The sequence below is a fragment of the Saccharopolyspora hattusasensis genome (assembly GCF_050972075.1).
GTDB classification, from domain to species: Bacteria; Actinomycetota; Actinomycetes; order Mycobacteriales; family Pseudonocardiaceae; genus Saccharopolyspora; species Saccharopolyspora hattusasensis.
This window is the reverse complement of the sequence record NZ_JBPCDC010000001.1, coordinates 4,078,832-4,102,130: the sequence shown is the minus strand read 5'-3', so window position 1 is coordinate 4,102,130 and position 23,299 is coordinate 4,078,832. Positions and strand designations below refer to the sequence as shown.

Here is a 23,299-nt window from a genome sequence, read left to right as displayed (position 1 = left end):
GTGTGTATGGTGTGTGTATGGCTCGTGTGAACGTGTGGGTGCCTGACGAACTAGCAGAGCGAGCGCGCGAGGCCGAACTCAACATCTCGGCGTTGACGCAGGCCGCCATAGCCGCTGAGTTGGCGCGCACCGCTACCGATGCATGGTTGGCGACGCTTCCTGTGCCGCGTGGGCTCACCCATGAGGCAGCCGCTGCCGCGCTCGATGACGCGCGTGAGGAGTTCGGTGCGTGAGCGCAGCAATGAACGCAGTGGTACTGGATGCCTCCGTGGCGGTTGATCTGCTCGCTGGCACCGACTACGCCCCAGCGGCGATCGACCGCCTGACCAGGACCGAGCTGCACGCTCCGGCGCACCTGGACGCTGAGGTCATCTCAGCGCTTGGTCGAATGCAGCGCGCGGGTGCCCTCGCTGTCGCCGATGTCGAACTGGCCCTGGACCGCCTCACAGCCATGCCTGTTACTCGTCACCCGTTGCCAGGCCTGCTGACTGGGGCATGGGCACGGCGCGCGGACGTGCGTCTGCTCGACGCGCTTTATATCGCGCTGGCCGACCATCTCGGACTTCGCGTACTGACCACTGACCACAAACTGGCGAGGGTGTGCCCGAATCTGACCGAAACCCTGTGCCCACCGAACTGTTGACTCCCGGTGTGAGTGAGCAGCAGAAACGCCGTGCCCGGGTCCGTGCCCCCGAACTGGTGGGCCGCCAGTGGCTGAACACCGGCGGGACGGAACTCCGGCTCAAGGACTTCCGCGGCAAGGTGCTCGTCCTCGACTTCTGGACGTTCTGCTGCATCAACTGCTTGCACGTGCTCGACGAACTCCGGCCCCTGGAGGCCGAGTTCGCCGATGAGGTCGTCACCGTCGGCGTGCACTCGCCGAAGTTCGAGCACGAGGCCGACCCCGATGCGCTGATCGCCGCCGTCGAGCGCTACGCCGTGCGCCACCCCGTGCTCGACGACCCGGAGCTGACCACCTGGCAGAACTACGCCGTCAAGGCCTGGCCGTCGCTGGTCGTGGTCGACCCGGAGGGCTACGTCGTGCACGTCGCCGCAGGTGAGGGGCACGTCGAGGCGCTGCGCAGCGTGATCACCGAGGTCATCGCCGAGCACGAGGCCAAGGGCACGCTGCACCGTGGCGACGGTCCGTACGTGCCGCCGGAGGCGCCCGCGACGACGCTCCGCTTCCCGAGCAAGGTCGTCGCCCTGCCCGGCGGCAACCTACTGGTCTCCGACTCCGCGAACCACTCGCTGGCGGAGTTCGCCGCCGACGGCGAGACGGTCGTGCGCCGCATCGGCACCGGTCCGCGCGGTCGCGCCGACGGCGCTGCCGCCGAGTTCGCCGAGCCCGCGGGTCTCGCGCTGCTGCCGCGGCGCGTCGCCGAGCAGGTCGGCTACGACGTGGTGGTCGCTGACACCGTCAACCACCTCCTGCGCGGCGTCCGGCTCGCGGACGGCCAGGTCACCACGCTGGCCGGGACCGGCGAGCAGTGGCGCGACGGCTCGGACAGCGGGCCCGCGCTGGAGACGCCGCTGACCAGCCCCTGGGACGTCGTCTGGTGGGAACCGGCCGGCGGAGTCGTGATCGCGATGGCGGGCAACCACACGCTCGGCCTGTTCGACCCGGTCGCCGGCGAGGTCCGGCGGTTCGCCGGGACGACGGTCGAGGGCCTGCGCGACGGCGCGGCGCACGAGGCGTTCTTCGCCCAGACGTCCGGGCTGGCCGACGGCGGTGACCGGCTCTGGCTGGCCGACTCCGAGACGTCGGCGCTGCGCTGGGTCGAGGCCGCCGACGGGGGCTTCGCGGTGCGGACCGCCGTCGGCACCGGGCTGTTCGACTTCGGCCACGCCGACGGCCTCGCCGATAAGGCGTTGTTCCAGCACCCGCTCGGCGTCGCGGTGCTGCCCGACGGTTCGGTCGCGGTCTGCGACACCTACAACGGTGCCGTCCGGCGCTACGAGCCGGCGACCGGTGAGGTTTCCACGTTGGCCATCGATGTCGCGGAGCCGTCTGGCGCGACCGTGGTGGACGGTGAGCTGGTGGTGGTCGCCTCCGCCGCGCACCGCCTCGAGCGGCCGGTGCCGCCCGGCGTCGCGGCCCGCCTCGTCGAGGGGGCGTCGCAGCAGGTCAAGCGGCCGGCCACAGAGATCGGCAGCGGCACGGTCGAGCTCGCGGTGGTGTTCACGCCGCCGCCGGGCACCAAGCTGGACGAGCGCTATGGGCCGTCGACGAGGCTGGAGATCACCTCGTCGCCGACGGAGCTGCTGGTCGAAGGCGCTGGCGTGGGCACCGGCCTGACCCGCCGTCTGGTGCTGGCCGACGGCATCGAGCAGGGCGTGCTGCACGTGGTGGCGCAGGCCGCCAGCTGCGACGAAGACCCGTCGGTCGAGCATCCGGCCTGCCGTTTGACCAGGCAGGACTGGGGCGTGCCGATCAAGATCACCGCCGCCGGGCCGAGGAGGCTGCCGCTGGTGATGGGCGGCCTCGACGCCGAGGAGTGACGTCCCGCCCAGAGAGGCCCGTGAGTGGTTTTGGGTGCCATAGCCCCTAAAAATGCTCACGGGTCCTGAGCAGCGGAAACCGGTGGGCCCTCGGGGGGTTCGCCGTGGTGCGCCGGGAAAGCCGCGCGCCGGACCCGCCCTGGCTGGTTGGTCACCCGGCGGTGGCAAGTAAACTTTTCGGGTGACCGATGCCAAGCTCGAAATCCAGATGCTGCACGACCGGGTCATGGTGCGCATCTCTCCGGAATCCGGGGAACGCCGCAGCAGCGGCGGCATCGTGATTCCGGCGACCGCCCAGGTGGCCAAGCGGCTGCTGTGGGGCGAGGTCTTCGGTGTGGGCAGTCACGTGCGCACGGTGAAGGTCGGCGACCAGGTGCTGTTCAACCCAGACGAGCAGTTCGAGTTCGAGGTCCAGGGCCAGGCGTACCTCGTGATGCGGGAGCGGGACCTGCACGCCGTGGCCAGCGAGCGCACCGAACAGGGCACCGGGCTGTACCTGTAGATCGGCGTGCCCGAGTCGGGCAGCGGGCCCGGCCTACCGGTCGTTCCGCTGTGCGTGCGAGGGTGTTCGCCGCTGGGTCGGTGCCCCACCGGCCGCTGACAGTTCCACGTGCCCCACCGCAGGACTGACACGAGAAGGGGAAGCGGTGCCGGAGAACCACGATCAGCCAAGCGGTGCGGAGCCGTCGACCGAGCGGTTCCGCACCGAGCCCGAGCGCCCCGCCGGCGGAGCCCAGCCGGAGAGCAGCGTCGAGCAGACCACCCGGATCCCCCTGGTGCAGGCCGACCTGGAACTGGGCACTCGGCCCAACCTGCCGACTAACGGCCAGAAGCCAGAACCCCAGAAGCCCGAACCCCCGAAGCCGGAACCCCCAAAGCCCGAACCCCCAAAGCCGGAACCGGAGTCCGACGCCGAGCGCACCGCCCAGATCGCGGCGCTGCCCGCGGACTTCTCCGCCTTCCCCATCGGCGAGACCCAAGCGATCCCGCGAGTCCCCGCCGAACCCAGCGGCTGGAGCGGCGCCCTGCCCTCCGACCCGGAGCCCCCTGAGGCCGACAAGAAGCGGCGCGGCCTGATCCGGGCCGGTATCGCCGCCGGTGCCGCGGTCGGCGCGTTGGCGCTGCTCTACGTCGGCGACCTGGCTTTGACCAGCGGCACCGTGCCGCGTGGCACAGTGGTGGCCGGCGTCGACATCGGCGGACTGGACGAAACCGCCGCCGAGACGCAGCTGCGCGAGAAGCTCGGCCCCGGCCTGAACGAGCCCGTCGAGCTGCGGGTCGGCGACCGCGCAACCATGATCAACCCGGAGCAGGTCGGGTTGCAGATGGACTGGACGGCGACCGTTGAGCAGGCGGGCAGCCAGCCGCTGAACCCGTTCACCCGGATCGCCTCGCTGTTCACCACGCACGAGGTCGCCCCGGTCAGCCACGGCGACCGCGAGCAGTTGGTGCAGGCACTGGAGCAGGTCCGGCCGCAGCTGGACCGGGCGCCCGCCGAGGGCACCATCCGGTTCGAGGGCGCCAAACCGGTCGCGGTCGACCCGGTCACCGGCCAGGCCATCGACATGCAGGCGGCCACCGACGAGGTGCTCGCCCGCTGGGCCGAGGGCGGCGCAGTGCGGCTGCCGTACACCGAGCAGCCGGTGAGCACGACCCGCGAAGGCGTGCAGCGGGCGCTGACCGAGGTCGCGCAGCCAGCGGTGGCCGCGCCGGTGACGGTGCGCGGCGAGCGCAAGAACGCGACCCTCTCGCCGGAGACCATCGGCGCCTCGCTGCGGTTCGAACCGGACGGCGCCGGTGGGCTGAAGTCCAGCGTGGACCTGCCAACCGCGATCGGCGGCGTCGAGCCGCAGCTGGCGGACACGATCAAGCCCAGCAAGGACGCCGAGATCGTCCTGGAGGGCGGCGCCCCCGTGGTCCGGCCGTCCACCGACGGCATCGGCGTCGACTGGAACAAGAGCTTCGAGCGGATCGACGAGGTGCTCCGCCGCCCGCAGGACCGCGTCGTGCAGGCGATCTACGTGCACGAGCCGGCCAAGTTCACCACCGACCAGGCCAACCAGATGGGCATCCGCGAGGTGGTCGGCGAGTTCACCACCAACGGGTTCGAGGCCGCGTCGGGTGTGAACATCCGGCGGGTCGCCGAGCAGGTCAACGGCGCGATCATCAAGCCGGGCGAGACCTTCAGCCTCAACGGGCACACCGGGCCGCGCGGGATCCCGCAGGGCTACGTCGAGTCCGGGATCATCGAGAACGGCCGGCCGGGCCGGGCCGTCGGCGGCGGCATCTCGCAGTTCGCCACGACGCTCTACAACGCCTCGTACTTCGCGGGCATGCAGAACGTCGAGCACAAGGCGCACAGCTACTACATCAGCCGCTACCCGGCTGGCCGCGAGGCCACCGTGTTCCAGAGCCCCAGCGGCGCGAGCATCATCGACGTCAAGTTCAAGAACGTCGCCAAGAGCGGCATCGTGATCACCACCCGCTGGACGGCGTCGTCGATCACGGTGACGCTGTGGGGCACCAAGCAGTTCGACGTGACGTCGCAGACCGGCGAGCGGACCAATCCCACGGAGCCGCACGAGGAGGTCGTGCCGCCGGGCGAGCCGTGCAGCCCGAGCAAGGGGGCGCCGGGCTTCTCGGTGAACGACACCCGGACCATCAAGGACCTGTCCACCGGGCGGGTGCGTACCGAGACCCAGCACACGGTCTACAAACCGCAGCCGATCATCCACTGCGGGGCTCCGCCACCGCTGCCTGGCTGACCAGCGCTGTTGCCGTCGGGAGCGGTTGTTCCGGTATTGCCGGAACAACCGCTCCCGCGTTTCGAAGTCTCCTAACCGGCGAACATCCGCTCCACCGCCGGATGGCGTAGTGGCGACTTGTCGACAAATCCACCCGTCTGGATCACGTTCCGTGTACGAGCAGTGATCGTCTGGCGGGGGCACGGAACGTCCTGCGGAGCTGTCGGCGGCTCCCTGTTGACCAGTGGCACATGCCACATGAAACTGAGTGCCACTCGGCAACCGCGGGCGACAACCCGCACGAACAGGGGAGGTTCGGCGGAATTCCTTTCGCGTTCCCGGTGCTCGGCCTGCAGTTTTCCGATCGTGGGCCGGATCGCGGCCGGGCCTCCGGCGAAAACTTGATGGGTTCGCAATATTCAGCATTGGGATTACGCCCGGACGAGTGGCACCATTCGATCACTCGCGTTCTCACCTACTAGGAGTGACATCGTGGCGCGTCGCAGAACACTACGAGCGTTGGCTCTGCTGCCCGCTCTGGCCCTGGCCACCGCCGCGGCAGCGGGCTGTGCCGAATCCACCACCGGCGGGGGTGGCACGGGCGACGGCGGCGTGGAGGTGATCAAGCCCGGATTGCTCACGACCTGCACGCACCTGGACTACAAGCCCTTCCAGTTCCACGACCAGGGCAAGATCGTCGGCTTCGACGTCGACCTCGTCGACGCGATCGCCAAGGACATGGGCCTGAAGCAGGACATCGTCGACACCCCGTTCGAGGGCATCCAGTCCGGCGAGGACCTCAACACCAGGCGCTGCGACGTCGCGGCCGCGGCCATGAGCATCACGCCGACCCGCCAGCAGAACTTCGACTTCTCCGACCCGTACTTCGAGGCCACCCAGGCGCTGCTGGTCAAGAAGGGCGCGAACATCCGCAGCCTCGCCGACCTGCGGGGCAAGAAGCTCGGCGTCCAGCTGTCCACCACCGGTGAGCAGTACGCCAACGACAACAAGGCGGCCAACGGCTACGACGTCGTGCAGTTCGAGGACCTGCCGCTGTCGGTGACCGCGGTGCAGACCGGCCAGGTCGACGCGGCCGTCAACGACAACAGCGTGCTGGCCGACTTCGTCAAGAACAACCCCGAGGTGGAGATCACCACCGAGTTCACCACCGGGGACCAGTACGGCATCGGCATGGCCAAGGGCAACACGGCGCTGAAAGAGCGGGTCAACGCGGCGCTGAAGAAGCTCGAGGACAACGGCGAGTACGACAAGATCTACGAGAAGTGGTTCGGCAAGAAGCCGCAGTGATGGCGGGTGGTCGATTGCAGGCCGCAGCAGGCATCGCCTTGACCGCGACCACGGTCGGCCGCGCCGAACTACCGATCCGCGCGGCCGGATCGCCGACCGCGATCCGGCCCGCCAGCAGCGGGGCCGGCGGGTGCTCCACCGCCGGCCCCGAACACTGATCAGGAGACTTCATGACAACGGACACCGAGCGGCCCAAGTCGGGGCTGGGCCGACGACAGCGGGCGCGGCTGAACCGCGGCATTCAGTACGCCGTGCTGATCGTGGTCATCGTGGTCGCGGCCGCGATCGCCGACTGGGATTCCATCGCGCGCGCGTTCTTCAACGTCGACGTCGCGGTCGCGCAGTTCCCGGGCGTGATCACGACGGCGCTGGTGAACACCATCATCTACACCGCGCTTGGCTTCGGCTTCGGCCTGGGGCTGGGCATCCTGCTGGCGCTGATGAAGATGTCGCCGGTCGGGCCGTATCGGTGGATCGCCACCGGCTACATCGAGCTGTTCCGCGGCCTGCCCGCGCTGCTGGTGTTCATCGCGCTGGGCTTCGGCGTACCGATCGCCTTCCAGCTGCGGTTCGACATCTACTCCACCGCGATGCTCGCGCTCGGCCTGGTCGGCGCGGCCTACATGGCCGAGACCATCCGGGCGGGCGTGCAGGCGGTGCCGCGCGGCCAGATCGAGGCGGCGCGCTCGCTGGGCATGTCGCAGACCCGCACCATGATCACCGTGGTGATGCCGCAGGCGTTCCGGATCATCCTGCCGCCGCTGACCAACGAGCTGATCCTGCTCACCAAGGACTCGTCGCTGATCTACCTGCTCGGCCTGGCCAGCGACCAGTACGAGCTGGCCAAGTTCGGCCGGGCGGCGCTGAACGAGTACGCGTCGCTGACACCGCTGCTGGTGGCGGGCCTGTGTTATCTGATCATCACGATCCCGCTCTCCCGCGTCTCCGTCCTGCTGGAGCGCAAGTACGGCGGGGTGCGGACCAAGGGGGCCACGGCATGAGCGACGTGATGATCGACATCTCCGGGCTGGGCAAGTCGTTCGGCTCGCTGGAGGTGCTGCGCGGCATCGACCTGCAGGTCGAGCGCGGCGAGGTGGTGTGCGTCATCGGCCCGTCCGGGTCCGGCAAGTCCACCCTGCTGCGCTGCGTGAACCTGCTGGAGGAGCCGAGCGCGGGCAAGGTCGTGGTGGACGGCACCGACCTCACCGACCCGGACACCGACCTCGACGGCGCCCGCCGACACGTCGGCATGGTGTTCCAGCAGTTCAACCTGTTCTCGCACCTGCACGTGCTGGACAACCTGACCGTGGCGCAGCGGAAGGTGCTGGGCCGGGACAAGGTGGCGGCGGAGAAGATCGCGCGGGAGAACCTGGCCCGCGTCGGGCTCTTGGAGAAGGCCGACGCCATGCCGGCCCAGCTCTCCGGTGGTCAGCAGCAGCGGGTCGCGATCGCGCGGGCGCTGTCGATGAACCCGAAGGTGATGCTGTTCGACGAGCCGACCTCGGCGCTGGACCCGGAACTGGTCGGCGACGTGCTCGGCGTGATGCGGGAGCTCGCCGACGAGGGCATGACGATGCTCGTGGTCACCCACGAGATGCAGTTCGCCCGCGAGGTGGCCGACCGGGTGCTGTTCATGGACGGCGGCGGGATTGTCGAGCAGGGGCCGCCCGCCGAGGTCATCGGCGCGCCGAAGGAGGAGCGCACCCGCACCTTCCTGGCCCGCGTCCTCTACCCGACCCACGCCCATCCGACCCCGGAGTGATCCGGCGGAACCGCACTGCTGCGAGCCCCCGGCACCGCCCGAACCAGGGCGGATCGCCGGGGGTTTCACGTGGAACCGGCCAGGCCATCCCGGTGCACTGCGCCGGATGTCGCAACCAGGCGTCGAGGCCGAACGTCCGAGCTCTGTGGAACCCGTTTCCGGCCCGTTCTGCGCGGCGCGGGTGGGCCGCGTCGGGCGCGGAAGACCAAATCGATTTCCAAACGGGCTAATCCCACAGGTAGTCGATCAGCTACGTTTCGGGTGATCGACACGTCGGGACAAGTTCGGGGGCGAGGGTGCCGGTCGTCAAGCCGTGGGACAACAACGGTCCGCTCACCGCTGCGGAGCAGCGGTTCGAGGATCTGCTCCGACAGGGCAGAGCGGATCGCGCGCCCCAGGACGCCGCTCCGCCGCTGGACGTGCACGCCCCGTGGCACCTCCAGGACCAGGAGATCCGCGGCGAATACCTCGCCCGCCGCCTGGTCGAGCCGAGCTGGCGGCCGTTCGCCCGGCGCAGCGGCGGCCAGCAGCAGGTCATCGCGATCGAGGACGCGGTGATCACCGGCAACCTGGACCTGCGCGCCACCGACCTGCCATACCTGCTGGAGTTCGTCCGCTGCCGGTTCGAGCAGGCCCCCGACCTGCGGCAGGCCAACATCGCCGGCCTGGTGCTCTGGCACTGCCGGTTCCCCGGCATCGACGCCCGCAACCTCAACACGAGCAACGACACCGTGCTGCGCAACTGCACGAGCGTCGGCGGCATCGTCGACCTCGCCGACGCCCAGCTCGGCGGTTCCCTGCTGCTCAACGACAGCGAGCTGCGCAACCCCGGCGGCCGCGCCGTCTACGGCGACCGCCTGACGGTCAACGGCGCGCTGCTCGGGTTGCGGCTGCAGACATCCGGCGAGATCCGCATCCCCGGCGCGAAGGTCGGCGGCAACCTGAACTTCTCCGGCGGGGCGCTGCGCAACCGGGGCCGCTACGCGCTGAACGCGAACGGGATCCAGATCGGCGGCAGCCTGCGCTGCGACGTCGACCCGCTCACCCGCCGGCCGTTCACGGTCGCCGGGATCCTGTTCATGCCCAGCGCGCACATCGCCGGCGACCTGCGGTTGCGCGATGCGGTGCTGGAGCCGGGCGTCGCTCCCCCGCGTCGTGGCGAGTCCCAGTACGACGACCCGACCAGCACGCTGGTCGTCGACCGCGGCGACATCCGCGGCGACGTGCAGATCGACCAGGGCTTCCGCAGCGGCGGCACGATCCGGATGGTGAGCGCGAAGGTCGGCGGCGACCTGCGGATGTCCGGCGCGCACATCGACCTGAGCTGGTCGCGCTCGGCGAAGGCCTCGGTCGAGCAGCCGCTGCGCGCGGTGCACATCGACGGCACCGAGATCCTCGGCAACCTGGAGGCGTCGCGGGTCGACCTGCACGGCCAGGTGCGGATGATCGACGTCCGGGTGCACGGCAGCTTCCAGCTGAACCGGGCGAAGCTGCACGGCCCGCGCACCGATGTGCTGCAAGCCAGCCGGATCGTGGTCGGCAGCAACATGGACTGCCGGGAGGCCGACGTCGTCGGCTCGATCCAACTGCAGGGCGCCCAGATCGGCGCCAACGTCGACCTGCGCTCGGCGCACCTGACCAAGCCCGCGTGGCACCGCCACCGGATGGCCTACAAGTCCTCTGTGGACCTGCGCGCGGCCAGCATCGCGCGGGACCTGGTGTGCGCGGCGGGCAGCAGGCCGTTCGTCGCCGAAGGCGAGGTGCAGCTGCGGCGCGCCGAGATCGGGCGGCAGGCGAACTTCCACGGCTGCCGCCTCGGCGACGGCTCCAGCCGCAACGCGATCAACGCCTTCGGCCTGGTCGTCCAGGAACTCACGCTGCTTCCGGAGACCGCGCCGCAGGGCCGGATCATGCTGCGGCAGGCACAGTGCGAGCTGCTCGCGGACAATTCGCAGCTGTGGGCGGCATCCGGCGGCGTCGACGTCGAGGACTTCGCGTACGACAACTTCACCACCACCATCGAGCCGACCGACCGGGCCGCGGTGCGGGAGCGGCTCGGCTGGCTGCGCGCCAACTCCGGCGGCCGCTACCAGCCGGGGCCGTACGACCAGCTGGCGCGGGTGTTCCGCGGCAACGGCAACGAGGAACACGCGGTGGAGGTGCTGATCGAGAAGCAGAAGCGCCGCTACCAGGCGATCGCGGCGGCGACCCGCCCGGCGTTCCGGTTACCGGTGCGGTTGTGGAGCGCGCTGCAGCTGATCACGGTCAGCTACGGCTACCGCCCGCTCCGCGCCCTGATCTGGTTGGTGCTGCTGACCGCGGCGGGCACCACCTGGTTCGCGTTCCACAAGCTGGAGCCGATCAACGAGGAGGACCACCCGGTGTGGAGTCCCCTCTTGTACACAGTGGACCAACTGTTGCCGATCATCAATCTCGGCCACGACGTGATGTGGCAGGCCCACGGCAATTCGCAGTGGATCACGGTGGTCCTGATCGCCTCGGGCTGGATCCTCGCGACCACGGTGGCAGCGGGCATCACCAGAGCCCTTCACCGAGAGCTGTAGTCCCACCCCCGGCACGTTGAACGCAATTTCAATGGAAATCGGACCTTCGATTTCCATTGAAATTGCGTCAGTGCGCGGGATTCGGGTGAGTTCGGCTGATCCGATCGGCTCCGTTTCGCTCGACGGTCGGGTGAATTCGCGCGCCGCGAGGGCTTTCGCGTGCTAGATCAAGCTGGCCAATGCTCCAGCTCACGCAGGAGGTCCTGTGGGATCCCAGCCCGGTCGTCTCGCCCTGCTCGGTTCCGCCCTCGTCGCGACCGCGGCGGTGCTCGCGCCCACGGCTCACGCAGCCGACGAGTTCGAGTACGTCGCGATGGGCGATTCGGCGGCCGCCGGGCCGCTAACGCCGCACCCGGACCCGAACCTGCTCTGCTTTCGCTCCAGGGAGAACTACCCGCAGGTGGCGGCTCGACTGCTCGGCGCCAAGCTGACCGACGTCTCCTGCTCGGGCGCGAAGATCGCGGACTTCTCCGGGCGGCAGCACGGGATCATGCCGCCGCAGTACGGAGCGCTCAGCGACCAGACCGACCTGGTGACCGTCACCATCGGCGGCAACGACGTCGGCCTGGTGCAAGCGGCGGTCTCCTGCATCAACCTGCTGCCAGAACCGGCCGGATCGTCGTGCGCCGACGAGTTCACCGCGGGCGGCCGGGACGAACTGGCGGAGCGGATCGACGCGCTCGAACCGCGCTTCGACGATGCGCTCGCGCAGATCCGCCACCGGGCCCCGAACGCCGAGATCATGGTCGTCGGCTACGGCACCTACCTCCGGCCGGGCGGCTGCTACCCGAAGGAACCGATGTGGGGGCGCGACGCGGACTACATTCAGTCCAGTGTGGACAAACTGAGCTCGATGCTCGGTTCGCGGGCGGCGGCGCACGGCGCGGAGTTCGTCGACCTCGGCCCGGTCAGCGCGGGCCACGACGTCTGCGCCGCCCCGGCGGACAAGTACTACGAGGGCGTCATCCCGACTTCGGTGGCGGCCCCGCTGCACCCGAACGCAAGGGGCATGCTCGCCTTCGGCCGAGCCGTCGCGGAAGCCGTGCGGCACACCCGGGCCTGACACGACCCAGAAGGCCCCCGCAGCCTTGGGTTGCAATGTGACCCCTGGAATCCGCCACCAGCTGCGGGGGTCTTCTGTTGTTACGCGATCGAGCTCCCGTGGATGTGCCTGGGGAAGAACGCCTGCACCAGCGTTTCACCCGGCTCGCGGGGGTCGGGCCCGCCGAGGTGGCGGCGGAAGCGGTCCAGGTACAGCCAGAGCCGGCACGCCCTGCCGCGGCGGCCGCGCGCGGTCGCCAGCGCGAGCGCGTGCTGGATGTTGGCTTCTTCGGCCCGGAACCAGCTCAGCGCCGCCTGCGCCGTCGGCAGGTCGGGCAGCTCGGCGAGCGGGTGCGCGGCGTGCTGCCCGGACCGCCGCGCCGAACCTTCGACCGCGCGCAGGCCGCTTTCGGCGGCGTGCAGGTAATAGTCGAGCAGCCGGGTGATCGCGGCGTCCCGGTCGGCCGCGGGCTCCGCCGCGGCGAGGGTCGCCGAGTGGAGCCGGACCAGGTCGTGCCGCCCGTACCGGCCGGGGCCGGTCACGTGCAGCAGGTTGACCGCCACCAGGCTCTCCAGCCTGGCTTGGTTGTCCCGGAGCGTGGTGCCCGCGAGCGCGGCGGCCGCGAAGTAGTCGACCTCGGCGCCAGGGTGCTCGCCCAGCAGCCGGAACAGCCGCGCCGACGCGGCGTCGAGCAGCCGGTAGCTGGTGGTCAGGGCGGCGCGGATGCTCCCGCCGGAATCCGGCAGCGACAGTCTGGTCAGCCGGTAGCGCTCGTCGGAGAAGCTGTCGACCACCGAGCGGATCGTGAAGTGCGGATGGCTCGAGCCGCGGGTGGCGACGATCCGCAGCGCCAGCGGGAGCCGGTCGCACAGCTCCGCCAGCTCGGCAGCGGCGGCGGGTTCGGCGGCGACCCGCTCGGCGCCGAGTAGCAGCCGCAGAACGGCGACCGCCGCCTCCCGGTCCAGCACCGGCAGCGACAGCCGGACCGCTCCTTCGGTGGCCACCAGGTCGTCCAAGCGGCTCCGGCTGGACACCAGCACCACACAACCCGAGTTGCCCGGCAGCAGCGGGCGGATCTGCGCGGCCGAACGCGCGTTGTCGAGGACCACCAGCAGCCGCCGGTCCGCCAGCACCGAGCGGTATAGCGCGGCGCGTTCGTCGAGGTCGTCGGGGATCCGCGCGGCAGGCACCCCGAGCGCGCGGAGGAAACCGCTGAGCGCCTGCTCCGGCGCCACCGGATCCGCGTCGTCGAACCCGCGGAGGTCGACGAACAGGCAGCCGTCCTCGAAGTCCGCGGTCACCTGGTGCGCCCAGCGCAGCGCGAGCGCGGTCTTGCCGACGCCCGCGGGACCGGTGAGGATCCGGATCGGGCCGTCGTCGTTCAGCGCCGCGTCCAGCTGCGCGAGTTCGGCGCCGCGGCCCACGAAACCCCTGTTCTCCCTTGGCAATTGCCACGGAACGCGAGCCGGCGGCCGTTCGTCGTCGGCGCCGAGCAGGGTGCGGAAGGCCTCCTGCAGGCCGGCTCCGGGTGCGACACCGAGCTCGTCGGCGAGGCGGATCCGCGTGTCGTGGAAGACTTCGAGCGCCTCGGACTGCCGACCGGCCTGGTGCAGGCTCAGCACCAGCAGCTCCACCAGGGGCTCGCGCAGCGGCCGCATCGCGACGGCCTCCCGGAGCTGGTCGATCGCCTCGACGGCGCGACCGAGCCGGTTCAGCCGGCGGGCCAGCTCGTGCACCGCGGTGACCACCGACTCGTCCAGCCGGTCCGAGGCGTCGCGACGCAGGCCCTCCGCCTCGACGTCGGCCAGGGCCGGGCCGCGGCGCAGGGCCAGCGCGGCGCGCAGCAGGTCGACGGCCTCGTCGTCGGACGCATCCCTGGCGTCCGCGATCAGGTCCTCGAAACGCGTCAGGTCGAGCAGCGAGCGGGGCGCGAGCAGCAGGTAGCCGGGGAAACGGGTGACGAGTTTCACGCCGTCGCCGAGTTCCTTGCGCAGCTGGGCGATGTGGCCTTGCAGCGAGGCCCTGGCCGTCGGCGGTGGATTGCCGTTCCAGGCGATGTCCACCAGCCGGTCGACGGAGACGACGCGGTTGAGGTCGATTGCCAGTGCTGCGAGGACATTGCGCCGTTTGGCGGCACCGATGGTCGCCGTCCTGCCGTCCGACCGCAGCAATTCCACCGGGCCCAGCAAGCGAATCTGCAGTTGTGGCCGGGTTCTCGGAGAAGACATCCGCCCCCGATCGAGAGGTTCGTCGGCGAGTGCACCGGCCAACGCGGGCGTTGGTCCGGCGTTGGTCCGGCGTTGGCGGCCTGTGCGATCATAGCCAGGTGATGTCTTGTCTGGGGGATTCATGAGCGAAGACGTCGAAGAACCGGCAAAGCTTGCGCTCGCTCGGTCCGTCGCCAGCGTCAGGCACTTGCGCCGGGCGGTGAAATCGCGAGGTTTGCGCCTGGATCCGGTGGCGGGTGCGGAGATCCGCGCCGCACTGGAGGATCAGTTGTCCGCAGTGGACGACTGGTTGGCCAGGTCCGCTTCGCTCAACCAGCACGCGCCGTTGGGGCAGAACCCGGTCGGCGAGGCCATGGCGGCGAAGTTCGCGACCCGTGCCAACGGCCACGAGAACTCCTTCAACGCAGTACTCACGCGCTACCGGGAGGTCCTGGAGGGAGCCCTCGACGCCATCGTCTCCGCGATCCGCGAGTACCGGGAGATCGAGGAGCGCGTGTCGGACTCCTTCCGGAAGCTCGTTTGATGGGGCCGGTTTCGGCCGGGCGCACCGATCCGTAGTCGAGGGGGAAAGACCGGACATGACTCAGGAAACCACTGGGCCGGACGCCGACTTCGCGTTGACCGAGACACAGAACTGGGCCTCGCGCAGCCACCGCGAGCTCTACGAGGCGGTGCACGCCGGCAACGATCCCGGCCGCGTCGGCCAGCTGGCCGACGAGTGGAACCGGCTGAGCCGCGAGCTCGCCGAATCCGCTACGCGCATGGGCGAGCGGCTGCAGGCCACCGAAGCGGGCTGGGAGGGCGAGGCCGCCGACGCGGCGCGGTCGGCGATCCAGCAGCTGGCCGACTGGAACCACGACGCGGGCACGACCGCGGGCGCGCTGGGGGAGCGGATCGCGCTGCAGGGGCAGATCATGGAAACCGCCAGGGCCGAGATGCCCGAGCCGGTCGGGGGCGGCGAGGCGCTCAACGCGATGGCGCTCGTGAGCTACAGCACCGGCGACCTGGCGGCCTTCAAGCAGGCCTGCGTCGACTTGAAGGCCCACCGCGACCGATCCGACTCCGCGCACCAGCAGGCGGTCCAGGTGATGACCTGGATGGAGGACCAGTCCCGCAATATCGACGTCGACACCCCGAAGTTCACTCCCCCGCCGGACCCGATCGAGAACGACGAGCCGGTGCACCGGACGAAGCAGATCCTGGGCGAGCGGGCCAGGCTGGAGCCCCAGGCCAAGCTGGAGCCCCTGAACGTGGGGAGGGATCCGGAAGCGCCGGGCTCGACCCTTCCGAACTCGGCTCCCGGCGACGTCTTGGCAACGCAGCGCCTGACCGCGCAGTTGCCGGTCGACCCGACGCCGGGCGGCCAGCCCGGTGGCGCCCCGACGCCGTTCCAGGCGCCGAACCCCGGCGGTACCGTGCCGATGGATGCGCCGACGAAGTCCTTCCCGGCCCTGCCGCAGGGCGGCCCCGCATCGTTTGATGGCCCGACGCAGTCGTTGCGGCCACCGGCCATTGCGCCCCTCGGGGACTACCAGCCCAAGACCACGACCCCCCAGGGCATTAACGGCTTCCACCCGCCGGGCAACCTGCCGCCGGTCGGCGACGATCGGCAGTACCAGCCGCGGCCGTTCCAGGCGCCGGACGGCCCCTACCTGACCGGGCCGCGCGCAAACCCCGGACCCGGCGATCCGCGCGGCGGGTGGCGCGGGCCGATCCCGCCGATCCCCCGCCCCGGCGGTGGGGGCGGGCCGGTGCTGCCCAGCACAGGCCCCGGCGGCGGTTCCGGCCCCGGCGGCTCGGGCTTTCGTGGCGGACCGGGCGGCCTGCCGGGTGCGGGCGGCGGTTCCGGTGTGGGCCCGGGCGGAACGTCTGGCGTGGGCTCCGGCGGCGGGTCGGGCACCGGCCGCGGTCCCGACGCCGGGTTCGGCGGTCGCGGAGCCTCAGCCATGCCCGGTCAGTCCGGCATGGCGGGTGCCCCCGGGATGGGGTCGATGGGCGGCCGGCGCGGCCAGAACGAAGGCCAGGAGAAGGAACGCACCAGCAAGTACGTCGAGGGCGGCCCGGTGGTCGAGGTGCCTGGCGCCGACCTGCCGCCGCCGGTGATCGGCGAGGGCAAGCGGAAGAAGCAGCAGGACCAGCGATGACCGCGACAACAGCGCCGGACTTCGTGTTGTCCGCCGCCGAATTCGACCTCGTCCACGGCGCGCTCGGGCTGGGCCGCGTCCCGTTCCCGCTGGACGTGCCGAGCCTCGGCGCGACGATGGAGGAGCGCGCCGAGCTCGCCGCCGATGCGTTCCGGTCGCTGTCCGGCCGCGGGTACGCGACGGGCGACCAACTAGACCCGCGGCTGGCGGATTTGCTGCGGTTGCTCGGCGAGAACGACACCTCGGTCGACGTGTTGGGCCACATCGGGGGCCCGGTGCAGGCACTGGCCGCCGCCGCCGGGCGCACCGGCGTGCTCGCGCAGCTGGTCGCGAACGAGCTGCGGTTGACTGAGATCCGCCCGACCTCGTTGGCGATGTCGGCCGTGAGCGTGCTGCCGCCCGCCGAACCCGGACCGATGCGGTCGCTGTCCCTGCGCCAGGAGCAGCTGACCAGCGCGCTCGAAGAGGACGAGGACGATCCGTTCGGCGGGGACTACGACGACGAGACAGCACTGGCCAGGGCCGGTCTGTCCGCGCAGGACGCCGCGACGCTGGCCGAGCTGGCGAACACCCGCTGCGCCGGTGGGCAGTTCGGCGTCACGCACCGGTCGGCGCGGGCGTCGACGCTGGTCACCTGGTTCGACACGCCCCAGGGCCGTTACCTGATGGTCAGCCAGGATTCCTGGCTCAGCATCAGCCCGGCCGACAACCGGCGCATCGAGCGCCGACTGGCCGAAGTCCTGTCCAAGCTGGACTGAAGTACCGAGGGGAAGCGCCATGACGTTCGAGGTCGTCGCCGAGGAGCTGACCGCGCACGCCAGCCACCTGGATGGCTTGACCGATCGAATGGACACCGCGATCTCGGCTGCCGAGGCCGTGAGCATGTCCGACGAAGCGTACGGACTCCTGTGCTCGTTCCTGCCGCCCATCATCAACCCGATGGAGCAGGAGGGCATGGACGCGTTGAAGGCCGCGAAGGAAGGCATCAGCGTCACGGCGGACAACGTGCGCCAGACGTCCAAGGCGTACCAGGAAACCGACGAGGCGGGTGCGGACAACTTTTCGCAGTTCGACGAGGCCGTCCGGGTGAAAGAATCGGCAGTCGCGCTGCGCGAGCCGGTTGGTGAGACCACGGGGTTCAGCCGCGCGTCGTCGCCTGTGGAGCCAACGGCGGCCTATCGCCCGATGGAGCGGGGTGAGCCGGCGTACACCCCGGCCGAGCGGGGTGAGCCGGCGTCGTATCGCCAGGCGGAGCGGGGTGAGCCGGCGTCGTACACGGCGTCGTACACCCCGGCGGAGCAGGGTGAGCCGGCGTCGTATCGCCAGGCGGAGCAGGTCGAGCCGTTCGCGACATACCGTAGGTCGTTCGAATCCGGTTGAGCCCGTGCAGCGTCAGGCAGCGGAACCCATGGGGTTAAGCCGTGGTGAGGTGCCTTCGGCGCCGTTCCAGGGCAGCAGGCAGATCGCGGAGTAGAAGCTTTTTGGAGGTTGTGCGATGCCGGGCGAGAGCCGGGGTGGGTTCGCTGCGATCGGGGCCGACCCCGACGATGCCGAGCAGCGGATCCAGGAGTGGGCGCAGGGTTTTGCCGACAAGGCCCGGCGCTACCAGGAAATGCAGGCGGAGACCGAGCAGTTGCGGCTGACCGCGGCCAGCCCGGACGGCCGCATCAAGGTGACGGTCCGCGCCGACGGCAGCGTCACGGACCTGGAGTTCACCGACAAGGTCCGCACGATGGCGCCGTCCGAGCTCGCCGCGCAAATCCTGTCCACAATGCACCGTGCGCAGTCCGACATCGCGAGCCGGGTCGGCGAGACGATGTCCGCGCATCTCGGGGACGAGGACCCGCAGACGCGCTCGATGATGTTGGACAACCTGCGCGAGCGGTTCCCCGAGCAGCCCGAGGACCAGGAGCCAGAGCAGCCGGAAACCCCGTCGAAGTGGCAACTTCCGGCCGACGAGGAAACCCCGAAGCCGCCGCCCGCGCCGCCCGCGCCCCCGGCTGCCGGGCCGACGCCGCCTGCGGCACCGCCGAAGCGGCCCCGCTTCGAAGACGAGGACGACGACTTCGGCCCCGACTTCGACCCGCTGCGGGACTGACGTCACCTGACCTTGCCCGTTCTTCCAACCCCGGAGTGATGCAGTGACGAATCCGTTGGTCGCTGAGCGACAGGACTCGACGCAGGCGTTCAGCGGTGTGCCGATCCTGGAGTCGGTGAACGACACGAAGCAGGCCATCGAGAGCGGTGACTGGGCTTCCGGTGTGCTCGGCGTGGCGGGCACAGCGATGGACGCGGTCAGCATGGCGATGGACCCCTTCGGCTCGATCCTCGCCGCCGGGGTCGGCTGGCTCATGGAGCACATCGGCCCGTTGTCCGACGCACTTGACGCCCTGACCGGCGACGCCGACGAGATCAAGGCCCACTCGGAAACCTGGCAGAACATCGCCACCGAACTGGGCGAGATCAACATCGAGATGGCCAACCTGGTCAACAGCGACACCGCCGGTTGGACCGGCGAGGCCGCGGATGCTTACCGGGCGCGCAGCGAGGACACGGCGAAGCTCATCGAGGCCGCCCAGAAAGCGGCCGAAGGTGCCTCGGGCGGGATCAGCACCGCGGGCGAGGTCGTCGCGACGGTTCGAACCCTCGTCCGCGACATCATCGCCGAACTCGTCGGCCGCCTGATCTCCTGGGCGCTGCAGGTCCTGGCCACGCTGGGCATCGCGATGGCCTGGGTGGTGCCGCAGGTGGTCGCGGCGGTGGCGAAGACCGTGGCCAAGATCGCCGATATCACCACCAAGCTGATCAAGGCGATGAAGGCGCTGTCGCCGTTGCTGAAGAAGCTCGGCACCTCCTTCGGCGACGCCAAGAAGGCCCTGAACAAGATCAAGTCCAATGACGGGAAGGCCGAAGGCCCGAATAGCCCGGCCCCGACCAAGCCGTCCTCCGCCGACGGTCCGAGGCCGAGGTCATCCCCGGACAACGGTCCGGCCTCGACCAAGCCGTCGTCCGACGACGGTTCGACGTCGAAGCCCACGCCCGAGGGCGGTCCGGCGCCGACCAAGCCATCCGGCGCCGGACCGGGCAGCGGCGCGCCCGATACGCCGACGAAGCCGAGCGATCCCGATGGCGGCAGCTCCCCGACGACGCCGTCGAACAGCAAACCGAACGGCTCCGGCAACAAGCCGGGCAATCCCAGGGACCGTTCGATTCCGGGGGAGGACATCTGCACCGGCGGCTCCGAACCGGTCGACCTGGCCACCGGTCACGTGGTGATGACCGAGATCGACCTGGAAATCCAAGGCCCGCTGAGCCTGGTGCTGAAGCGGATGTACATCTCGTCGTACCGCGCGGGGCGGTGGTTCGGTCCGTCGTGGACCTCGACGCTGGACCAGCGGTTGGAGGTCGACTCGGAGAACGTCTGCTACTTCTCCCCGGACGGCATGATCCTGGTCTACCCACTGCCGCCAGCGGATTCCGAGGTGCTGCCGATCGAAGGACCGCGGTGGCCGTTGAGCGTGCGGGACGGCGGCGGTTACAGCCTGGAGAAGCCGCAGCAGGAGGAGATCCTGCACTTCGGTCCGCTGGGCGAGCGCGACCGGGTCCTGCCGTTGCTGGCGGTCGAGGACGCCGGCGGTCGCCGGATCGACATCGAGCACCACCGGTTCGGGCCGCCCAAGGCGATTCGGCATTCCGACGGGTACCGGGTGGAGATCGACAGCGCTCGGGAACGGGTCACGGCCGTTCGCGTGGTCGACCGCGAAAACGATCTCAACGTGCTCGTGATGCGGTACGGCTATGACGACCGGGGACGCCTGAGCGAGGTGGTCAACTCGTCGGGCAAGGCGCTGTTGTTCCAGTACGACAGCGCGGGCAGGCTGACGGAGTGGCAGGACCGCAACGGGTTCTGGTTCCGCTACATCTACGACGAGCACGGCCGCTGCGTCCGGACGGTGGGCGACAAGGGCTTCTTCGACTCCACCTTCGCCTATGACGGGTCGATCACCCGGTACACCGATTCCCTGGGCGGTATCAAAGAGTTCGAGTTCAACGACGCGAAGCAGCTTGTGCGGGAGTCCGATGCGCTCGGCAACACCACGCTGTCGACGTGGGATCGCTACGACCGGTTGCTCTACCGGACCGATCCGCTGGGCCGGACCACGTACTACCAGTACGACAGCCTGGGCAAGCCGAGGTGGATCACGCGCCCGGACGGAAGCACCGTCCGGCTGTACCTCGCCGACGACGGCACCGTCGAATCGATCGAGGTGAAGGGTGATGAACGCGCCTGGACCCGTGCCTACGACGACGAGGCGTTGGACCCGTTCAGCGGAAAGGTGGGCGTAGCACCGCAACTCAGCGTCGAAAGCATCCGATCTGGACGTGCCGAGACCACCGAACCGGAACTCAACGAGCCCGACCCCCGGCTGCTGGACCTGTTCGGACGCCCCCGGGAGACGACGACGCCGGCTGGCGGGCGGATCCAGCTCGGCTGGACCGTGGAAGGCCGTCGTTCCTGGCGCGTCGACTCGCTGGGCAACAGGGTGCAATGGGGCTACGACCCCGAGGGCAACCAGATCGCGCAGACCGACGAGATGGGCGGAGTGACCGCCACCGAGTACGGCCCGTTCGAGGTCGAGCTGGCCAGCGTCGACCAGACCGGGGCACGCACCACGCGAACCTACGACACCGAGCGGAGGCTGACCTCCGTCACGAATCCACAGGGCCAGACCTGGCGCTACGTCTACGACCTCGCGGGCAGGGTGATCGAGGAACACGATTTCGACGGCCGGGTGCTGCGCTACGTCTACGACCTGGCGGGACAGCTCGTGCGCTCGGTCAACGGTGCGGGCGAGGAGACCGAATACGTCTACGACGAGCTCGGCAACCTGATCGAATGGCGGGCTCCCTCGGGCGTCACCAAGTACGCCTTTTCACCCGTCGGCCACCTGATCCGGGCGACCAACGACGACGCCGTCCTCGAGTTCGAGCGGGACGACCAGGGGCGGATCACCGCGGAGACCATCAACGGCCGGTCGGTCACGTTCGACTACGACAGCCAGCACGGCGTGATCCGGCGCCAGACGCCGTCCGGGGTGACCAGTGCCTGGAACTACGACGCCGCGGGCCGGCCGACCGGCCTGTCCTTCGCCGGGCATTCGCTGAACTTCGGCTACGACGCCGCCGGTCAGCAGATCAACCGTTCGGTCGACGGCGCGGTGACCCTGGTGCAGTCGTACGACGGCGAGCAGCGGCTCACCTCGCAGGTTGTTGCGGGACGTTCGGGCCGGCACGTGCTGCGGCGACGGTTCCGCTACCGACCCGACGGCAAGCTGATCGGTACCGACGACGGGCTCTCCGGGAGCATTCGCTACCAGATCGACCCGTCCGGCCGGGTGGTCGAAGTCATCGCACCGGACCGGCGGGAGAGCTACCGGTACGACGGTTCGGGGAACGTCGTCGCGTCGAACGGCCTCAACGATGCTGAGACCGGTCCACGGCGCTATGCGGGCAACAGCCTGATCGCCGCCGGGGCGGTCGCCTTCCAGCACGACGCGCAGGGCAGGCTGGTCGTCCGCGCCGACAACGCTGGCCGGAATTGGCGCTATGCGTGGGATTCCTACGATCGGCTGATCGCTGTGACGACCCCGGAGGGCGTCGTCTGGCGGTACCGGTACGACCCGGTCGGGCGGCGGATCGCCAAGCAGCGACTCACTCCCGACATGTCCGCGGTGGCCGAGCAGACCGACTTCACCTGGGACGGCGGGACGCTGATCGAGCAGGTGCACACCGATGCCAACGGCCGCCGCACGGTGACGACCTGGGCGCATCATCCGGACGATGACGCACCCGTCGCCCAGCTCGAGCGCGGCGCGGGTGCGCCGGAGCGGTTCCACTCGGTCATCACCGACCCGGTGGGGACGACGACCGATCTGGTCGATCCCAGCGGAATGCTCACCTGGCACGGCCGAAACAGCCTGTGGGGCAGGGAACTGCCCGCGCAGCCGACCGCCGCCGGCACGCCGCTGCGGTTCCCCGGCCAGTACGCCGACCTCGAAACCGGTCTGAACTACAACGTCTACCGCTACTACAACCCGGCCACCGGTCGTTACCTCAGCCAGGACCCGCTGGGACTCGCCCCGGCCCCGAACCCCGTCGCCTACGTCAGCAACCCGCACAGCGCCAAGGACCCGCTGGGGCTGATGCCGAAGAAGGGCGGCGGGAAGAACACGCAGGGCCAGCAGGGGCAGGGGGCCACCGCGGGGTCGAAGGACAAGACCGGGCGCAAGCACGGGGCCCCGAACACGCCGGAGACCGGGAACAACGGGCAAGGCCCTTCGAACCAGGGCGGCAGCAACACGGACCGGCCGGAGCCTAAGGCGCTTAAGCAGAAGCCCGTGGGGACGTACGACGTGAACGGCAAGAAATACAACGTCGAGGTCGAAGCCCACCAAAACAAGCACCAGACCACGAACATCACCGGGATGGACAACAAGGACGTCAAGTCCGCGGGTGCCAACAAGTTCCCGGAGAACATCGGCGATCAGGCGCACAGGGACTACTTCGGCAAGAACGCCGCGGAGATCGCGGACCTCAAACGCCAGGAGAAGTTGGAGGCTTACAAGGACGGGGGCACCGCCGACGCTCGCTTCGAGGCCAAGCGGGAGCGGGATCAGGCCTGGCACGATCTCCGGTCGGGCGACAAGTCCTACGCCGAGTACAAGGCTGCGAACGACCGCTACCAGGAAGCCGCGAAGAAGGACGACGCGGCGTACAAGAATCTTGAGAAAATCAGCCACGACGGCTTCAGGCGCCCGGACGGATCGATCTACGAGGGCGCCAATCCGGCGCAGAGCGTCGATGGTGTCCGCTACCAGGTGTCGGGCGACTTCAGCGGCGGTTCCAACGACGTGGCCTACCACTGCTACCCGGGCACCAAAAAGCAGTCGGTTTGGGATAACCAGTACGGCGACATGTTCAAGAATTTCTAGTCGTCCGCCGCGC

Annotated in this window: 18 protein-coding genes; 17 read left to right on the top strand and 1 reads right to left on the bottom strand. The window is 69.8% G+C overall.

Annotated elements, in window-relative coordinates; all coding sequences use genetic code 11:
- The first annotated feature begins 17 nt into the window (after positions 1 to 17).
- The 11 genes from ACRXBZ_RS19325 to ACRXBZ_RS19275 all read left to right on the top strand — a co-directional run bounded on the left by ACRXBZ_RS19325 (position 18) and on the right by ACRXBZ_RS19275 (position 11,943).
- Complete coding sequence (locus tag ACRXBZ_RS19325) at positions 18 to 233, top strand: type II toxin-antitoxin system CcdA family antitoxin (RefSeq protein WP_433880284.1); 216 nt, start codon at positions 18 to 20, stop codon at positions 231 to 233.
- Positions 230 to 643 carry a type II toxin-antitoxin system VapC family toxin gene (locus ACRXBZ_RS19320; protein WP_433880283.1) on the top strand — a complete coding sequence of 138 codons (414 nt, stop codon included), beginning with the start codon at positions 230 to 232 and terminating at the stop codon, positions 641 to 643. Before ACRXBZ_RS19325 ends, ACRXBZ_RS19320 begins: the two co-directional genes overlap by 4 nt.
- Entirely contained in the window at positions 625 to 2,502 is a 1,878-nt protein-coding gene (locus ACRXBZ_RS19315; protein WP_433880282.1) for an NHL domain-containing thioredoxin family protein, read from the top strand. The genes ACRXBZ_RS19320 and ACRXBZ_RS19315 overlap by 19 nt, the downstream gene beginning before the upstream one ends.
- Positions 2,503 to 2,683: 181 nt before the next feature.
- Positions 2,684 to 3,004, top strand: coding sequence for a GroES family chaperonin (locus ACRXBZ_RS19310; protein WP_010313054.1), 321 nt, complete (start codon positions 2,684 to 2,686; stop codon positions 3,002 to 3,004).
- 145 nt (positions 3,005 to 3,149) lie between these two features.
- Positions 3,150 to 5,267, top strand: coding sequence for a VanW family protein (locus ACRXBZ_RS19305; protein ID WP_433880281.1), 2,118 nt, complete (start codon positions 3,150 to 3,152; stop codon positions 5,265 to 5,267).
- Positions 5,268 to 5,738: 471 nt separating this feature from the next.
- Entirely contained in the window at positions 5,739 to 6,554 is an 816-nt protein-coding gene (locus tag ACRXBZ_RS19300) for a basic amino acid ABC transporter substrate-binding protein (RefSeq protein ID WP_433880280.1), read from the top strand.
- Complete coding sequence (locus ACRXBZ_RS19295) at positions 6,554 to 6,712, top strand: hypothetical protein (protein WP_433880279.1); 159 nt, start codon at positions 6,554 to 6,556, stop codon at positions 6,710 to 6,712. Before ACRXBZ_RS19300 ends, ACRXBZ_RS19295 begins: the two co-directional genes overlap by 1 nt.
- 12 nt (positions 6,713 to 6,724) lie before the next feature.
- Positions 6,725 to 7,555 carry an amino acid ABC transporter permease gene (locus ACRXBZ_RS19290; RefSeq protein WP_433880278.1) on the top strand — a complete coding sequence of 277 codons (831 nt, stop codon included), beginning with the start codon at positions 6,725 to 6,727 and terminating at the stop codon, positions 7,553 to 7,555.
- Positions 7,552 to 8,316, top strand: a complete 765-nt coding sequence (locus tag ACRXBZ_RS19285) for an amino acid ABC transporter ATP-binding protein (protein ID WP_433880277.1) — start codon at positions 7,552 to 7,554, stop codon at positions 8,314 to 8,316. The genes ACRXBZ_RS19290 and ACRXBZ_RS19285 overlap by 4 nt, the downstream gene beginning before the upstream one ends.
- 296 nt (positions 8,317 to 8,612) lie before the next feature.
- Entirely contained in the window at positions 8,613 to 10,880 is a 2,268-nt protein-coding gene (locus ACRXBZ_RS19280; RefSeq protein ID WP_433880276.1) for an oxidoreductase, read from the top strand.
- 205 nt (positions 10,881 to 11,085) lie between these two features.
- Positions 11,086 to 11,943: an SGNH/GDSL hydrolase family protein gene (locus ACRXBZ_RS19275; RefSeq protein ID WP_433880275.1), complete on the top strand. Its 858-nt coding sequence runs from the start codon at positions 11,086 to 11,088 to the stop codon at positions 11,941 to 11,943.
- Positions 11,944 to 12,023: 80 nt separating this feature from the next.
- Here ACRXBZ_RS19275 and ACRXBZ_RS19270 read toward each other — a convergent pair whose 3' ends face one another.
- On the bottom strand, positions 12,024 to 14,111 hold the full coding sequence (locus ACRXBZ_RS19270) for an AfsR/SARP family transcriptional regulator (RefSeq protein ID WP_433880274.1): 2,088 nt from the start codon (positions 14,109 to 14,111) through the stop codon (positions 12,024 to 12,026).
- A gap of 160 nt (positions 14,112 to 14,271) precedes the next feature.
- Between ACRXBZ_RS19270 and ACRXBZ_RS19265 the strand changes: the two genes are divergently transcribed.
- From ACRXBZ_RS19265 to ACRXBZ_RS19240, 6 genes are all read left to right on the top strand, one after another.
- A complete protein-coding gene (locus tag ACRXBZ_RS19265; protein ID WP_433880273.1) occupies positions 14,272 to 14,673 on the top strand; it encodes a hypothetical protein in 402 nt (133 codons plus the stop codon).
- 55 nt (positions 14,674 to 14,728) lie between these two features.
- Complete coding sequence (locus ACRXBZ_RS19260) at positions 14,729 to 16,294, top strand: WXG100 family type VII secretion target (RefSeq protein WP_433880272.1); 1,566 nt, start codon at positions 14,729 to 14,731, stop codon at positions 16,292 to 16,294.
- Positions 16,291 to 17,052 (top strand): ESX secretion-associated protein EspG, encoded by a 762-nt coding sequence (locus ACRXBZ_RS19255; RefSeq protein ID WP_433880271.1) that lies wholly within the window; start codon positions 16,291 to 16,293, stop codon positions 17,050 to 17,052. Before ACRXBZ_RS19260 ends, ACRXBZ_RS19255 begins: the two co-directional genes overlap by 4 nt.
- 19 nt (positions 17,053 to 17,071) lie before the next feature.
- Positions 17,072 to 17,674: a type VII secretion target gene (locus tag ACRXBZ_RS19250; protein WP_433880270.1), complete on the top strand. Its 603-nt coding sequence runs from the start codon at positions 17,072 to 17,074 to the stop codon at positions 17,672 to 17,674.
- A gap of 115 nt (positions 17,675 to 17,789) precedes the next feature.
- The gene (locus ACRXBZ_RS19245) at positions 17,790 to 18,392 is read left to right on the top strand and encodes a YbaB/EbfC family nucleoid-associated protein (protein ID WP_433880269.1); all 603 of its coding nucleotides are present in this window, start codon (positions 17,790 to 17,792) and stop codon (positions 18,390 to 18,392) included.
- Between the two features lie 43 nt (positions 18,393 to 18,435).
- On the top strand, positions 18,436 to 23,286 hold the full coding sequence (locus ACRXBZ_RS19240) for a DUF6531 domain-containing protein (RefSeq protein WP_433880268.1): 4,851 nt from the start codon (positions 18,436 to 18,438) through the stop codon (positions 23,284 to 23,286).
- Positions 23,287 to 23,299 lie beyond the last annotated feature (13 nt).